We start from the raw sequence: 14900 nt of genomic DNA, 5'->3' as shown, positions 1-14900 counted from the left end.
CATGCCCGACCTGCCCCGCTTCACCGCCGCGGCCGTCCAGGCCGCCCCCGTCTACCTGGACCCGGCCGCCACCGTCGACAAGGCCGTCGCCCTGATCCACGAGGCGGCCGGCCACGGCGCCGCCCTGGTGGTCTTCCCCGAGGTCTTCGTCCCCGGCTACCCGTACTGGAACTGGACGATGAACCCGGTGCAGGGCTCGCCCTGGTACGAGCGCCTCTACCGCGCCGCCGTCGACGTCCCCGGCCCGTACGTCGACACGCTGCGCGCCGCCGCCCGGCAGGCCGGCGTGGTGCTGGTGATCGGCGTCAACGAACGCGGCCAACACAGCCTCGGGGTGCTCCACAACACCTTGCTGATCATCGGCGCGGACGGAGAACTCCTCGCCGTGCACCGCAAGTTGGTGCCGACCTGGGCCGAGAAGCTGACCTGGACGCCCGGCGACGGCAGCTCCCTGCGGGTGCACCGCACGGCCGTCGGCCCGCTCGGCGCGCTCGCCTGCGGCGAGAACACCAACACCCTGGCCCGCTTCACCCTGCTGGCCCAGGGCGAACTCGTCCACGCCGCCAGCTACATCGCCCTGCCGGTGGCCCCCGAGGACTACGACATGGCGGAGGCGATCGCGCTGCGCGCCGCCGCGCACTGCTTCGAGGGCAAGCTGTTCACCGTGGTCTCCTGCTCCACCATCTCGCCCGAGATGGTGGACCTGATCGCCGGCGACGACCACCAGGTGCGCAAGCAACTCGCCCGCCCGCGCAGCGCGTTGTCCGGCATCTTCGGCCCCGACGGACGCCCGGTGGGCGAGCCGCTGGTGGACGAGGAGGGCATCGTCTACGCCGAGATCGACCTCGGCCGGTGCATCCAACCCAAGCAGATGCACGACATCGTCGGCCACTACAACCGCTTCGACGTCTTCCGGCTGCACGTGGACAACCGCCCACTGCGGCCACTGGTGTTCCCGGAGGAGCAGGCATGACCAGCCACGACGGCACGACCGACCGCCACGGCACCACCGACCCCCACGGCACCGCCGACCAGGGCCGCACGGCCGACCACGACGACGACCAGCTCGGCCGAGCCAGGGTCACCGACAGCCCCGAACTCACCGCCTACTACGAGGAACTGGCCGAGCACGAGGCCGGCGCCCTGTGGACGGTGGCGAACGAGATCGAGCCCTGGTACCCGCAGCCCAAGTCGGTGCCGGTGCTCTGGCGCTACGCCGACCTGCGCCCGCTGGTCCGCAAGGCGCTGCCGCTGGTCAAGGCCGACGACGCCGGCCGCCGGGTGGTGATGCTGGTCAACCCCGGGCGCCGCGAACTGAGCGCCGCCGTCGGCCTGCTGTACACCGGCCTCCAGATCATGGGCCCCGGCGAGGCGATGACCGCGCACCGCCACCAGGCCGCCGCCCTGCGCTTCGTCCACGAGGGCACCGGCGCCTGGACGGTCGTGGACGGCCAGAAGCTCAGGGTCGGCCCGCGCGACTTCGCCATCACGCCCAACAACTCCTGGCACGAGCACGGAAACGAGTCCGACGACGCCCCGGTGATCTGGCAGGACGGCCTGGACATCCCGCTGGTCAACATGCTCGACGCGAACTTCTACGAGGTCCACCCGGAGCTGTACCAGCGGCCCGGCCCGGTGGTGAACTCCTCGCTGCTGAGCTACGGCGGCAACCTGCTCCCGTACGGCGTCGAGACCTGGAGCAGGCCCTACTCCCCCCTGCTCGGCTGGCCCTGGGAGCCGAGCTACCACGCGCTGTGCCGACTCGCCCGCGCCACCGGGGGATCGCCGTACGACGGCGTCATCATGGAGTACACCAACCCGGTCACCGGCGGCCCGGTGATGCCGACCATGGCCGCCCACCTGCAACTGCTGCGCCCCGGCCAGGCCACCCGCGCCCACCGCCACACCGGCTCGGTGGTCTACACGGCGGCCAAGGGGCGCGGCGTCTCGGTGATCGCCGGGCGGCGCTTCGAGTGGCAGCAGGGCGACGTCTTCGTCGTCCCGTCCTGGGCCTGGCACGAGCACGCGAACCTCGACCCCGGCGAGGACGCCTGCCTGTTCTCCTTCAACGACTTCCCGGTGATGCACTCGCTCGGCCTCTACCGCGAGGAGGCCCACCCGGCGCACGACGGGCACCAGGGCCCGGCCTGACCCACCGGACACGCGCCCCACCACCGCCCGGCAACCCCGAGGAGCCCCGACCATGCACCTATTGACCTACTGCGCGGACGGCGACGAGACCCCGCGCCTCGGCGCCCGGCTCGGCGACCAGGTCGCCGACCTGACCGCCCTCGCCACCGCCGCCGGCGCCCGGCTGCCCGACGGCCTGCTCGACCTGGTCCGGGCCGGCGAGGCCGCGCTGGCCACCGCCCGCACGCTGCTGTCCCACGCCGGGCCCGGCCACCCCGCCGTCCGCCCGCTCGCCGAGGTCTCGCTGCGCGCGCCCCTGCGGCCCGGCAAGATCGTCGGTGTCGGCCTCAACTACGTGGAGCACGTCGCCGAATCGCACCGCACCCTGGACACCGAGCGCGAACTGCCCGACCGGCCGGTGCTGTTCAGCAAGCCCGCGACCGCCGTCACCGGCCCGGGCCAGCCCATCCGGCACAACGCCGACCTGACCAAGCAGCTCGACTGGGAGTGCGAGCTCGCCGTGGTGATCGGCGAGCCGGCCTTCCGGGTGGCCGAGCGGGACGCCTGGCGGCACGTCTTCGGCTACAGCATCGTCAACGACGTCAGCGCCCGCGACCAGCGCCGTTCCGGGCAGTGGTTCTTCTCCAAAGGGCAGGACAGCTACGCGCCGTTCGGCCCGGTCGTGGTCACGGCCGACGAGATCCCCGACCCGCAGGACCTCGACCTCTCACTCAGGGTCAACGGCGAGCTGCGACAGGACTCCAACACCCGCCACATGCTGTTCGGCATCGCCCGCCTGATCGCCGATATCTCCTCCGGCGTCACCCTCGAACCGGGCGACGTGATCGCCACCGGCTCCCCGTCCGGCGTCGGCGCCGGCCTGGTGCCGCCGCAGTTCCTCCAGCCCGGCGACCTGGTCGAGGCCACCATCGAGCGGATCGGCACCCTCGCCAACCCGGTGGTCGACGCCCGCTGAGCGGAGCACCCCACCCCGGCCAGCTCCCGAGAGGAGCCCCAGCACCCCATGACCACCTACCGGATCGGCCAGATCGTCCCCAGCTCCAACGTCACCATGGAGACCGAGGTCCCCGCCCTGCTGCGGGCCCGCGAGGCGGTCGCGCCCGAGCGGTTCACCTTCCACTCCAGCCGGATGCGGATGACCAGGGTCACCCCCGAGCAACTGCGCGCCATGGACGCCGAGTCCGACCGCTGCGCGGCCGAACTCTCCGACGCCCGGGTCGACGTGCTCGGCTACGCCTGCCTGGTCGCCGTGATGGCCACCGGCCCCGGCTACCACCGCGAGGCCGAACAGCGCCTGCACCGGCGCACCGCCGAGAACGGCGCCCCCGCCCCCGTGGTCACCAGCGCGGGCGCCCTGGTGACCGGCCTGCACACGCTCGGCGCCAAGAAGGTCGCCCTCGTCACCCCGTACCTGCGGCCGCTGGCCCGGACCGTGGTCGGCTACCTGGCCCACGAGGGCATCGAAGTGCTCGACTACGCGGCCCTGGAGATCCCCGACAACCTCGACGTGGCCGCCCACGACCCGGCGCGGCTGCCCGCCATCGCCCGGCGTCTCGCCCACGCCGAGGCCGACGCGGTGGTGCTCTCGGCCTGCGTGCAGCTGCCCTCGCTGTCCGCCGTCGAGGAAGCCGAACAGCAGCTCGGCAAGCCGGTCGTCTCGGCGGCGATCTGCACCGCCCACCAACTGCTGCGCGCCCTCGGCCTGCCGGCCGTCGCCCCCGGCGCCGGGCACCTGCTCTCCGGCGCCTACGCCCAGGCCTGACGCCGGGCTCCCACCGCTATGATCACCACGAGCTGCCGGGGAGGAGGCGCACCATGTCGGAGAGCACGACCCGGCCCAGCTCGCTCATCCACACCGTGTACGGCGAGTTCGTGCGCCGCCTCGGCGGCTGGATCTCGATCGCCGACCTGATCGCGCTGATGGCCGAACTCGACGTCGACGGCCCGGCGGTGCGCTCGGCCATCTCCCGGCTGAAGAAGGCCGGCACCCTGTTCCAGGAGCGCCGCGACGGCACCGGCTACCGGCTCGCCCCGGCGATGGGCCCGGTCTTCGAGGAGGGCGACCGCCGGATCTTCCACAGCCTGGAGCCCGCCGAACTCGCCGACGGCTGGGTGGTCGCGGTCTTCTCGGTGCCCGAGTCCGAGCGCGCCCACCGCCACCAGCTGCGCTCCCGGCTGAGCTGGCTCGGCTTCGGCAACGCCGCCCCCGGCGTCTGGCTGGCGCCCGCCCGGCTGCTGCCGGACGCCCGGCGGCTGCTGGAGCGCCTCGGGCTGAGCGCCTACGTGCACCTGTTCCTGTCCGCCGAGTACGCGGGCTTCGCCGAACTGCGCACCGCGGTGGCCGGCTGGTGGGACTTCCCGGCGATCGAGGCGCAGTACGCGGCCTTCGACGACGCCTGGCGCCCGGTCGCCGCCGAACTGCGCGGCCGGCCGCGGGTCGACCCGGTCGAGGCGTTCCGCGACTACGTCCCGATGCTCACCCAGTGGCGCCGGCTGCCCTACCTGGACCCGGGCCTGCCCGAACCGCTGCTGCCCGCCGACTGGAACGCCGTCGCCGCGCGGGCCGTCTTCACCGAGCTGCACGCGCTGCTCGCCGAGCCCAGCCTGCGGCACGTCGAGAAGGTCACCGGCCTGCCGGCCGGCGCCCCACCCCACCAGGAGCCGCGATGACCGACCCCGCCCCCGCCGACCTCCTCGTCCGCGCCTCCGCCGTCCACACCCTCGTCCCCGGCCGGCCGCCGCAGCGGGCGATCGCCGTCACCGGGGCACGGATCACCGCCCTGTCCCCCGACCCGCACGGCCTGGACGACCTGGTCGGACCGGCCACCGAGGTCCTGGACGCCCCCGCCGCGACGGTGCTGCCCGCCTTCGACGACACCCACACCCACCTGATCCTGGCCGGCCACAGCGTCCACGGCGTCCCCGTCCACCGGGCGCGCGACCTCGCCGCGTTCCTCGGCCTGATCCGCGAACGCGCCGCCCAGACCCCGCCCGGCCAGTGGATCCACACCACCGTCAACTGGCAGGAGGTGCTGCTCGCCGAGCAGCGGCTGCCCACCACCGCGGAACTGGACGAGGCCACCGCCGACCACCCCGTCCTGGTCCGCCGCGGCGCCTACAACATGGTGCTCAACTCGGCCGCGCTGCGCCTCGCCGGCATCACCGCCGACACCCCCGACCCGCCCGGCGGCCTGCTCGAACGCGACGACCGGGGGCGACTCACCGGGCGGCTGGTCAACAAGGCGGTCGAACTGGTCGAGCGGATGCTGCCGCGCCCCGCGCTCGCCGAACGGGTGGCCGGCCTGCGCGCCGCCTCCGCCGGCTATGCCGCCACCGGCATCGGCACCGTCCGCGACTGCCTCGTCCCGGTCGAGGACCTCGACGTGCTGCTCGCGGCCCGGGCCGCCGGCGCGCTCGCCGTCCGGGTCCGGGCGCTGGTCTCCGGCTTCGCCGCCCGCACCCCCGAGCAGGTCGACGAGCTGCTGGACCGGATGGACGCCTGGCGCGCCGCCGGCGAGGACGACGACCTGCTGCGGCTGTGGGGGGTGAAGTTCGGCATCGACGGCGGCTTCGAGGCCGGCGCGCTGGAGGAGCCGTACCAGGACCGGCCCTGCTACCACGGCCGGCTGCTCTGGGAGCCGAAGGAACTGGTCGCGGCCGTCGACCGGGTGGTCGGGCGCGGCTGGCGGGTCGGCGTGCACGCCTGGGGCGACCGCGGCCTGCGCACCCTGCTGGACGTCTTCGAGGAGGTGCTCGGCCGGCGCCCCGGCCTGCCGCCCGGCACGCTGGTGGTCGAGCACGGCGGACTGGCCCGGGCCGACCAGCGGGCCCGGGCGATCTCGCTCGGCGTCCCCGTCACCGTGCAGCACCCGCTGCTGCACGACGGCGCGCTCGCCCAGCAGCGGGCCTGGGGCGAGGAGCGGACCGCCGGGATCTTCCCGCTGCGCGAATGGCTCGACGAGGGCGCGCTGCTGGCCGCCGGCTCGGACTTCCCGGTCGGCCCGTACGGCGCGATGGTGTCGGTGTGGGGCATGACGACCCGCCGGACCACCGCCGGGGTGGTGGGGCCCGAGCACGCCGTCGACCGGGCCGAGGCGGTCGCGCTGCACACCGTCCACGCGGCCCGGCTGATGGGCGAGAGCGCCGAACGCGGCAGCCTGCGGCCGGGGGCGCTGGCCGATCTGACGGTGTGGCCGGTCGATCCGCTGAGCTGTCCGGTGGACGTGCTGCGCGAGCTGCGGCCCGAGCGCACGGTCGTCGGCGGGCGGACCGTCCACCCGGCCCAGGCCTAAGGACCGTCCGGCCGGACCTCCTGGAGCAGCCCCCAGGTGAAGTCGGCGGTGCACGGGCGCGCCCGCCCGTCGGCGTCCGGGGCGGTGAAGTCGAGCTGGAAGCGGGTCGGCGCGCTGCCCTCGCGCGGCCGGGCGGGCGGGAACGCGGCGCCCAGGTCGGCGACCACGCAGCTCCACGGCGCGAGGTCGGCGAGGGTGCGCAGCCCGGGCGCCGGGGCGCCCGGTCCGCGCACCAGCCACTCGTTCAGCAGCGGCCGCCCGGCCTGCGCCGGACCGAGCAGGCTCTCGAAGCGCAGCTCGGGCCAGAGCGGCAGCGCCCACTGCCGCGCGGTGCAGGCGAGGTCCCCGATCCGGCGCGGCACCACCGCCTGCGGCGGGCCGAGGACGGCGGCGCAGCGGTCGGCGCCGCGTGGGAACCGGGGCGAGCGGACCATCGCCTGCCAGCGCTTGTTCGCCTCCCGCATGGCGGCCCGGGTCGCGCCGAGCCGCCGCACGGCCTGCTCGACCGGTTCCGGGTTGAAGTCGGCCATCCGGCGCAGCAGCACGAGCTGGAACTCGGTGGCCCCGAAGCCGTGGATCGCCATGGCAGCAGGGTAGTGCCCGGGGCGTGGCACCGCCCTGCCGCCGAAGCGTTCGACCGCCGAAGGGGTCAACCGCCGGGGCCGTCAGCCCCCGACGTAGGCCGCGAGGTGCTCGCCGGTGAGGGTGGAGCGGGCGGCGATCAGGTCGGCGGGCGTGCCCTCGAAGACGATCCGGCCTCCGTCGTGGCCGGCGCCCGGGCCGAGGTCGATGATCCAGTCGGCGTGCGCCATCACCGCCTGGTGGTGCTCGATGACGATGACCGACTTGCCGGAGTCCACCAGCCGGTCGAGCAGCCCGAGCAACTGCTCGACGTCGGCGAGGTGCAGGCCGGTGGTCGGCTCGTCGAGGACGTAGACGCCGCCCTTCTCGGCCATGTGGGTGGCCAGCTTGAGCCGCTGCCGCTCGCCGCCGGACAGCGTGGTGAGCGGCTGGCCGAGGCTGAGGTAGCCGAGCCCGACGTCGGCGAGGTTGGCGAGGATGCGGTGCGCGGCCGGGATGCGGGCCTCGCCGGTGCCGAAGAACTCCTCGGCCTCGGTCACCGGCATCGCGAGCACCTCGCTGATGTCGCGGCCGCCGAGGTGGTACTCCAGCACCGAGGCCTGGTAGCGCTTGCCCTCGCACTCCTCGCAGGTGCTGGCCACGCCGGCCATCATCGCCAGGTCGGTGAAGACCACCCCGGCGCCGTTGCAGTTGGGGCAGGCGCCCTCGGAGTTGGCGCTGAACAGGGCCGGCTTGACGCCGTTGGCCTTCGCGAAGGCCTTGCGGATCGGCTCCAGCAGCCCGGTGTACGTCGCCGGGTTGCTGCGCCGGGAGCCGCGGATGGCGCCCTGGTCGACGGACACCACGCCCGCGCCCGTGGGGATCGAGCCGTGCACCAGCGAGCTCTTCCCGGAGCCGGCGACGCCGGTGATCACGGTCAGCACCCCGAGCGGGATGTCGACGTCGACGTCGCGCAGGTTGTTCGCCGTCGCGCCGCGGATCTCCAGGGTGCCGTTCGGCTCGCGCACCGCCTTGCGGACCGCGGCCCGGTCGTCGAAGTGGCGGCCGGTGACGGTGCCGCTGGACCGCAGCCCCTCGACGGTGCCCTCGAAGCAGACCGAGCCACCCGCCGTCCCGGCGCCGGGTCCGAGGTCGACGACGTGGTCGGCGATCGCGATGGTCTCCGGCTTGTGCTCCACGACCAGCACCGTGTTGCCCTTGTCCCGCAGCCGCAGCAGGTGTTCGTTCATCCGCTGGATGTCGTGCGGGTGCAGGCCGGTGGTGGGCTCGTCGAAGACGTACGTGACGTCGGTGAGCGCCGAGCCGAGGTGCCGGATCATCTTGACCCGCTGCGCCTCGCCGCCGGACAGCGTGCCGGAGGGCCGGTCGAGCGAGAGGTAGCCCAGCCCGATCTCCACGAACGAGTCGAGGGTGTGCCGCAGGGTCCCGAGCAGCGGCGCCACGGCCGGCTCGTCGAGGTCGCGGACCCAGGCGGCCAGGTCGCTGATCTGCATCGCGCAGGCGTCGGCGATGCTGATCCCGCCGATCAGCGACGACCGGGCCGCCTCGCTGAGCCGGGTGCCACCGCAGTCGGGGCAGGCGGTGAAGGTGACCGCCCGGTCGACGAACGCCCGGATGTGCGGCTGCAGCGCGTCCCGGTCCTTGGTGAGCATCGACTTCTGGATCTTCGGGATCAGCCCCTCGTAGGTGAGGTTGACCCCGTTGACCTTGACCTTGGTCGGCTCGCGGTGGAGGAAGTCCTGCATCTCCTTCTTGGTGTACTTGCGGATCGGCTTGTCCGGGTCGAGGAAGCCCGAGTTCGCGTAGATCCCCACCGTCCACCAGCTGTCGGTCTTCCAGCCGGGGATGGTGATCGCGCCCTCGGAGATCGACTTGGTGTCGTCGAAGAGCTGGGTGAGGTCGATGTCGGAGACGCTGCCGCGGCCCTCGCAGCGCGGACACATGCCGCCGGTGATGCTGAAGCTGCGCCGCTCCTTGATGGTCTTCCCGCCGCGTTCGACGGTGACGGCGCCCGCCCCGCTGATCGAGGGGACGTTGAAGGAGAACGCCTTGGGCGAGCCGATGTGCGGCTGCCCGAGCCGGCTGAAGAGGATCCGCAGCATCGCGTTGGCGTCGGTGGCGGTGCCGACCGTGGAGCGGGGGTCCGCGCCCATCCGCTGCTGGTCGACGATGATCGCGGTGGTCAGCCCCTCCAGTACGTCGACCTCGGGCCGCGCCTGGGTCGGCATGAAGCCCTGGACGAAGGCGCTGTAGGTCTCGTTGATCAGCCGCTGCGACTCGGCGGCGATCGTGTCGAACACCAGGGAGCTCTTGCCGGAGCCGGAGACGCCGGTGAACACCGTCAGCCGCCGCTTCGGGAGCTCGACGCTGACGTCCTTGAGGTTGTTCTCGCGCGCGCCGTGCACGCGGATCAGGTCGTGACTGTCGGCACCGGGTGCCGCCGGCGGCTGCGCGGCCGTCCTCGTGGGCTTGCTCATCGTCTTCCCCATCTGTGCGGCGGAGCCGCCGTCGCGGTGGCTGATCACCGGCCACCGCACCGGGGAGGGGAGCCCCGTCCACCGGTGCCGGCCAGGCATGGCGGAAGCCTAACCGCCGTCCCGAGGACGGCCCGGCCGGTGGGCCCGCGGATCGGCGTCCGGTACCGGCCGCACGGCGTGGCACGATCGCAGGGCGGCCGGACGGGGGGAGCCCGCCCGACCGCCCCGGTCGGCCTCAGTCCTTCACCACGCCGGCCGGCGTCAGTCCTTCACCGCGCCCGCCAGCCCGGACACCAGCTTGCGCTGGACCGCGATGAAGAAGATCAGCACCGGCACCGTCATCAGCGTCGACGCCGCCATGATGCCGCCCCAGTCGTTCTCGTCCGGCTTGAAGAAGACCAGCAGCGCGGACGGCAGGGTCTGGTTCTGGGTGGCGCTGATGATGAAGGTCTTCGCGAAGACGAAGTCGTTCCACGCGGCGATGAAGGAGAACACGCTGGTCGCGGCGAGGCCCGGGGCCACCAGCGGCAGCAGGATCCGCCACAGGATGCGGGTGCGGCTGGCGCCGTCGATCTGCGCGGCCTCCTCGATCGACACCGGGACGGCCGCGACGAAGCCGCGCATCATCCAGATGCCGAACGGCAGCGAGAAGGCCAACTGCACCAGGATCAGCGAGGCGAGGGTGTTCAGCCCGATGCCCGGCGCGAACCGGCCGGCGTCACGGAACATGAAGAACAGCGGGATGGTGAGCGCCTCGACCGGGATCATCTGGGCGATCAGGAACATCACCATGATGGTGGTGCGGAACCTGAACCGGAACCTGGTCACGGCCACCGCCGCCAGGAACACCACGACGGCCGAGAGCACCACCACCGACAGCGCGATGACCAGACTGTTCACGAAGTACCGGCCGAAGCCGTCCACGCTGAGCACCTGGCGGAAGCTCTCCAGCGTGGGGTGGGCCGTCCACGGCTTCGGATCCAGCGACCGCACCTCGCCCTTGGGCTTGAACGCGGACAGCACCATCCAGAAGATCGGGAAGGCGGTGACCACGGCCAGCACGATCGCGCCGGTGTTGGCGGCGAGCCGCCAACGGCCGCGGGTGTTGCGGGTGGTGCGGCTCCGGGTGGTACCGGTTCCGCCGGTGCCGGTCCGGGAGTCCCGGACGGGGTTCAGGGCGCTCACAGTTCGTTCCCCGTCCGTCGCAGGGTGCGGATGTAGAGGACCGTCGGGATCACCAGGATCAGCAGCATGATCACGCCGATCGCCGCGCCGAGCCCGTACTGCGAGGAGGCGAACGCCTTCTGGTACGCGTACACGTTGAGCACCAGGTTCTGGCCGGCGATGCCGCCGCCCTCGGTCATCACGTAGATCTGGGTGAAGACCTTGAAGTCCCAGATCACCGACTGGATCACCACGATGGTCAGGATCGGCCGCAGCATCGGCGCGGTGATCCGGCGGAAGGTCGTCCAGGTGTTGGCGCCGTCCAGGGCGGCGGCCTCCATGATCTCCTCCGGGATCGCCCGGATCCCCGCGTAGAGGGTGACCATCACGAAGGGGAAGGAGTGCCACACCACGACGGCGCCGACGATCAGGAACGCCGTCCACTTGTCGTAGAACCAGTTGAACTCGTGGAAGCCGGTGAGCCCGAGCTTCACCAGCGTGTGGTTGACCAGGCCGAGGTTGGTGTCGAACAGGAAGCTCCACACCGTCGAACCGGTCATCGCCGGAGCCGCCCAGGCCGCCATCGCGGCGGTGGTCAGCACCAGCCGGGGCCACCGCCCGACCTTGGTCAGCAGGACGGCGAGGGTCGCGCCGACGGCCAGGGTGGCGACCACGCAGAACGCGGCGAAGCCGACCGTCTGCAGCAGCACCGACCAGAACTGGCCGTCGCTCAGGATCTTCGAATAGTTGCCGAAGCCGACGAAGGAGGTCGGGGCGCCCCCGGAGGCCTGGGCCTGCCCGAAGTCCAGCACGGACAGCAGGCCCAGCTGGTAGATCGGGTAGGCGACCAGCGGGATCAGGATGACCGCGGCCGGCAGGAGCAGCAGCAGCGGGGGCCGGCGGCGCCGGCCGCCCGAGGGTGCGGCCGGCGCCGTGCCCCCACGGCGCCCGCGCGGGGAAGGCGGCGCCGTCGGGGCGGTCGTGGTGGATGCGGACACGTGCGGGACCTGCTCTCTTCCGCGGACCAGGAGGTCGGTGCGGGACCAGGAGGTGGTACGGAACCAGGGGTTGGTACGGGGGTTGGAGGCGGGGCCGGGGGTCGGAGGCGGGTGCGCGGCCGCCGTCAGTGCGCGGCGAAGGCCGAGGTGATCTGGTTCGCGGCGTCGCCCGAAGCCTTCGCCACGTCCGCCTTGCCGGTGACCACCTGCTGCAGCATGGTCGGGATCACCGCCTGGGCGTCGATCTGCGCCCACGCCTGGTCGAGCGGGACGAACCTGGTGCCGGCCGCGATGGTGTCGGTGAACGGCTTCAGGAAGGCGTCCTTGGCGGCGACCTTGCCGCTGACGGACTTGAGCGTCGGCAGGTTGCCCATCGCGTCGTACATCTGCTCCTGGTACGCCGGGCCCGCCAGCAGTTCGGCGAATTCAAGGGCGAGCGTGCGGTGCTTGGCCGCCTTCATCACGCCGAGGTTGTTGCCGCCCGCGAACGCCGGGGCGATCGAGCCGGCCTTCTCCCCGGGCAGCGGCACCACGCCGTACTTGCCCTTCACCGGGCCCCCGTCGACCTTGCTGCGGCTGGAGTTGGGCAGGATCGCCATCGCCGACTTGCCGGCCGCGAACAGGTCGACGGTCTTGCCGCCGGTGAGGTCGGCGCACTGCTGGGCGGGGCAGCCGTCGGCGCCGAAGAGATCGGTGTAGCGCTTGATCCCGGCCTGCGAGGCGGGCGAGTTGATGGCCGCCTTGTACGCGGAACCGTCCTTGGCGGCGATGTCGCCGCCCGCGTCCCAGACGAACGGCAGCGCCCCGAAGGTGTACTTGCCGCCGACGGCGATGCCGAAGGTGTCGGGGTTCGCGGCGTGGATCTTCTGGGTGGCGGTGACAAGTTCGGCGTACGAGGTCGGCGGGGTCAGCCCGGCCTCGGTGAACAGGTCGCTGCGGTAGTAGAGCGCGCGCACGGCGACCCACCAGGGCAGGCCGTACGTCTTGCCGTCCACCACGGCGGTCTTGACGATCGCCGGGTCGAGGTCGCCCTTGTCCTGCCACTTGTCGAGGTCGGCGCCGATCTCGGCGAGGCCACCGGCCGCGACGTAGCCGGGGAGGTCGGTGTTGCCGAACTCGACCAGGTCCGGGGCGCTGCCCGGGTCGTTGAAGGCGCCCTTCATCTTGGCCGCGCGGGCGGAGGCGTCGGTGTCGATGTAGCTGACCTTGACGGTGACGCCCTGGTGGGAGGACTGGAACTCGCTCACCGCCTTGCCGACCACGGCCTCCTTGGCCGCGTTGCCCGCCTCGTTGTACAGCCAGACCTGGAGGGTGCCGGTCCGGTCGTCGGCGGCCTTGTCGCCGGCCGGCGCGGCGGTGCCCGGCGCGCAGGCGGTCGCGGCGAGGCAGCTGGCGGCGAGCACGGCGGCCGCGGCAGTCCGTCTGATGAGTCGCATGGGTGGAGAACCTCCCCTCCCGACAGTTGCCGCCGAGACGTGCGCCGCTGGGGACGGGTACGTCGAAGCAGGCCCTGACCGGGGCCGATGGTGGGTGTGGGTGGAGGACGGCCCGGACGCGTTGGGGGGCGTCCCGGGCAGGCCGGTACGGGGGTACGGCAGGGCGGACCGTTCGGGTGGGGCGGCGTCGCCTGCTCGATGGCAGGGACGTTAAGCGCGGGCGATCGGCGCCAACAAGAGGGGGTTCGGGAAGTTTTGCACTGCACAACGTTGTGTCGAAGAAGCGGCGTTGCGGACGCGAACGGGTACCTTCTGACAACCGCCGCCGTCGAGCGGGGGGAACACCGGCAGCACGCGGCAGCAGCACACGGCTGCAGTACACGGCAGTGGCACTCGACAGCGGAACGAGACAGGGACGGACCACCCATGACGGAGACGGGGCCCGACGCGGAGACCGAGCGGCCCGCGGGCACGGCGGCCGACAGACCCACCGGCGCTGCGGCCGAACGACCCTCGGGCGCAGCCGCCGGGCGCAAACCCGCGACCGAACGCAACCAGTCGTCCTCGCTGCGCCGCGCGCTCGCCGTCCTCGGCCACGTCCGCGACCACAGCGACGGGCGCGGCGTCCCGCTCGCCCAACTCGCCGAAGCGCTCGGCCTCAACAAGAGCACCGTGCTGCGGCTCGCGGGCCCGCTGCTCGACGAGCACCTCCTCGACCGCGACCGCGAGACCGGCTGGTTCCGGCTCGGCCACGGCTCACTGCGCCTCGGCCAGGCCTACCTCTCCACCCTCGACCTGCGCAGCGTCGCCGCCGAACACCTGCGCCGACTCCAGCGCGAGGCCGGCGAGACCGTCCACCTGACCGTCTGGCAGGCCCCCGGAATCGTCTACCTGGACAAGGTCGAGGACGAGACCAACGTCCGCATGGCCTCCCGCGTCGGCAGCCGCGCCCCCGCCTACTGCACCGCCACCGGAAAGGCCATCCTCGCCTGGCTGCCCGACGAGGCCGTCACCGAGGTCGTCGCCGCAGGCCTGCGCCCGGTCACCGCCTGGACCATCTCCGACGAGACCCGGCTGCGCGCCGACCTCGCCCGGATCCGCGCCCGCGGCTACTCCATCGACGACCGCGAGAACGAACCCGAGGTCCGCTGCGTCGCCGCACCGATCTTCGACCACGCCGGCGAGGTCACCGCCGCCCTGTCGGTCTCCGGCCTGACCTCCCGCATGACCGCCGCCCGCGTCCGCGCCCTCGGCCCCGTCGTCGCCCAGGCCGGGCTGCGGATCTCCCGCGAACTCGGTTCCGACCGCCAGCCGTCCTGAGCCCCGGCCCGGCCCAGGCCGGGGCTTCCGGGCTTCCGGGCTTCCGGCCGGGGCTATTCCGAGGGCAGCAGGACCCGCTGCTCCACCGGGGAGGACAGGATCACCGACGTCGCCGTCCGACCGAGCACGGAGATCGCCTCCCCAAAAGCAAACAAGGCCCGGCACCTTTAGAAAGGCACCGGACCTCATCCGACAATTGGAGCGCCAGGCCCGGATCGCACGGACTCTTCCTACTGAAAGTAGGACGTGCTCTGGTAGCACCACTGACGCCTGACGAGGAATCATCTCCCTCGCGACACCCACAACAATACCAGCCCCACACCCACACACCGAACCCCGACCAACCCGCACCCCAAAAGCAAACAAGGCCCGGCACCCTTAGAAAGGCACCGGACCCCGTCCGACAATTGGAGCGCCAGGCCCGGATCGCACGGACTCTTCCTACTGAAAGTAGGACGTGCTCTGGTAGCACCACTGACG

12 protein-coding genes are annotated in these 14900 nt (G+C 72.7%); 7 read left to right on the top strand and 5 right to left on the bottom strand.

The genetic code is table 11. The features are described from left to right. Nucleotide 1 precedes the first annotated feature (1 nt). The 6 genes from ACIOGZ_RS12685 to ACIOGZ_RS12660 are packed head-to-tail and all read left to right on the top strand — an operon-like array spanning nt 2 to nt 6443. Nucleotides 2-973 carry a carbon-nitrogen hydrolase family protein gene (locus ACIOGZ_RS12685; protein ID WP_363585217.1) on the top strand — a complete coding sequence of 324 codons (972 nt, stop codon included), beginning with the start codon at nt 2-4 and terminating at the stop codon, nt 971-973. After that, complete coding sequence (locus ACIOGZ_RS12680; RefSeq protein ID WP_400807645.1) at nt 970-2151, top strand: cupin domain-containing protein; 1182 nt, start codon at nt 970-972, stop codon at nt 2149-2151. Before ACIOGZ_RS12685 ends, ACIOGZ_RS12680 begins: the two co-directional genes overlap by 4 nt. Nucleotides 2152-2203: 52 nt before the next feature. Beyond that, nucleotides 2204-3106, top strand: a complete 903-nt coding sequence (locus ACIOGZ_RS12675; protein WP_363585221.1) for a fumarylacetoacetate hydrolase family protein — start codon at nt 2204-2206, stop codon at nt 3104-3106. A 48-nt stretch (nt 3107-3154) separates the two neighbouring features. Beyond that, nucleotides 3155-3913, top strand: coding sequence for an Asp/Glu racemase (locus tag ACIOGZ_RS12670; protein ID WP_363629503.1), 759 nt, complete (start codon nt 3155-3157; stop codon nt 3911-3913). Nucleotides 3914-3966: 53 nt separating this feature from the next. After that, nucleotides 3967-4821: a PaaX family transcriptional regulator C-terminal domain-containing protein gene (locus ACIOGZ_RS12665; RefSeq protein WP_350879095.1), complete on the top strand. Its 855-nt coding sequence runs from the start codon at nt 3967-3969 to the stop codon at nt 4819-4821. Further along, nucleotides 4818-6443, top strand: coding sequence for an amidohydrolase (locus ACIOGZ_RS12660; RefSeq protein ID WP_400807640.1), 1626 nt, complete (start codon nt 4818-4820; stop codon nt 6441-6443). The genes ACIOGZ_RS12665 and ACIOGZ_RS12660 overlap by 4 nt, the downstream gene beginning before the upstream one ends. Here ACIOGZ_RS12660 and ACIOGZ_RS12655 read toward each other — a convergent pair. From ACIOGZ_RS12655 to ACIOGZ_RS12635, 5 genes are all read right to left on the bottom strand, one after another. Continuing rightward, nucleotides 6440-7027 (bottom strand): hypothetical protein, encoded by a 588-nt coding sequence (locus tag ACIOGZ_RS12655; RefSeq protein WP_400807637.1) that lies wholly within the window; start codon nt 7025-7027, stop codon nt 6440-6442. The genes ACIOGZ_RS12660 and ACIOGZ_RS12655 overlap by 4 nt on opposite strands. An 81-nt stretch (nt 7028-7108) precedes the next feature. Beyond that, nucleotides 7109-9502: an ATP-binding cassette domain-containing protein gene (locus ACIOGZ_RS12650; protein ID WP_400807635.1), complete on the bottom strand. Its 2394-nt coding sequence runs from the start codon at nt 9500-9502 to the stop codon at nt 7109-7111. A 261-nt stretch (nt 9503-9763) separates the two neighbouring features. Beyond that, nucleotides 9764-10678: a carbohydrate ABC transporter permease gene (locus tag ACIOGZ_RS12645; protein ID WP_400807863.1), complete on the bottom strand. Its 915-nt coding sequence runs from the start codon at nt 10676-10678 to the stop codon at nt 9764-9766. Nucleotides 10679-10683: 5 nt separating this feature from the next. Continuing rightward, a complete protein-coding gene (locus ACIOGZ_RS12640; protein ID WP_063350256.1) occupies nt 10684-11664 on the bottom strand; it encodes a carbohydrate ABC transporter permease in 981 nt (326 codons plus the stop codon). 125 nt (nt 11665-11789) lie between these two features. Continuing rightward, nucleotides 11790-13100: an extracellular solute-binding protein gene (locus tag ACIOGZ_RS12635; RefSeq protein WP_400807631.1), complete on the bottom strand. Its 1311-nt coding sequence runs from the start codon at nt 13098-13100 to the stop codon at nt 11790-11792. A 426-nt stretch (nt 13101-13526) separates the two neighbouring features. Between ACIOGZ_RS12635 and ACIOGZ_RS12630 the strand changes: the two genes are divergently transcribed. Then, entirely contained in the window at nt 13527-14420 is an 894-nt protein-coding gene (locus tag ACIOGZ_RS12630; protein ID WP_079136066.1) for an IclR family transcriptional regulator, read from the top strand. Nucleotides 14421-14900 lie beyond the last annotated feature (480 nt).

The sequence above is a fragment of the Kitasatospora sp. NPDC088160 genome, from assembly GCF_044741445.1.
Taxonomy (GTDB): Bacteria; Actinomycetota; Actinomycetes; order Streptomycetales; family Streptomycetaceae; genus Kitasatospora.
The sequence above is the reverse complement of the archived record's forward strand: the minus strand, read 5'-3'. Positions and strand labels throughout refer to the sequence as shown.

What these genes read in the sequence shown, in the direction of transcription:
- ACIOGZ_RS12650 (WP_400807635.1), bottom strand. Translation starts at nt 9,502, where the DNA reads ATGAGCAAGCCCACGAGGACGGCCGCGCAGCCGCCGGCGGCACCCGGT.
- ACIOGZ_RS12675 (WP_363585221.1), top strand. Translation starts at nt 2,204, where the DNA reads ATGCACCTATTGACCTACTGCGCGGACGGCGACGAGACCCCGCGCCTC.
- ACIOGZ_RS12685 (WP_363585217.1), top strand. Translation starts at nt 2, where the DNA reads ATGCCCGACCTGCCCCGCTTCACCGCCGCGGCCGTCCAGGCCGCCCCC.
- ACIOGZ_RS12665 (WP_350879095.1), top strand. Translation starts at nt 3,967, where the DNA reads ATGTCGGAGAGCACGACCCGGCCCAGCTCGCTCATCCACACCGTGTAC.
- ACIOGZ_RS12680 (WP_400807645.1), top strand. Translation starts at nt 970, where the DNA reads ATGACCAGCCACGACGGCACGACCGACCGCCACGGCACCACCGACCCC.
- ACIOGZ_RS12655 (WP_400807637.1), bottom strand. Translation starts at nt 7,027, where the DNA reads ATGGCGATCCACGGCTTCGGGGCCACCGAGTTCCAGCTCGTGCTGCTG.
- ACIOGZ_RS12635 (WP_400807631.1), bottom strand. Translation starts at nt 13,100, where the DNA reads ATGCGACTCATCAGACGGACTGCCGCGGCCGCCGTGCTCGCCGCCAGC.
- ACIOGZ_RS12630 (WP_079136066.1), top strand. Translation starts at nt 13,527, where the DNA reads ATGACGGAGACGGGGCCCGACGCGGAGACCGAGCGGCCCGCGGGCACG.
- ACIOGZ_RS12660 (WP_400807640.1), top strand. Translation starts at nt 4,818, where the DNA reads ATGACCGACCCCGCCCCCGCCGACCTCCTCGTCCGCGCCTCCGCCGTC.
- ACIOGZ_RS12670 (WP_363629503.1), top strand. Translation starts at nt 3,155, where the DNA reads ATGACCACCTACCGGATCGGCCAGATCGTCCCCAGCTCCAACGTCACC.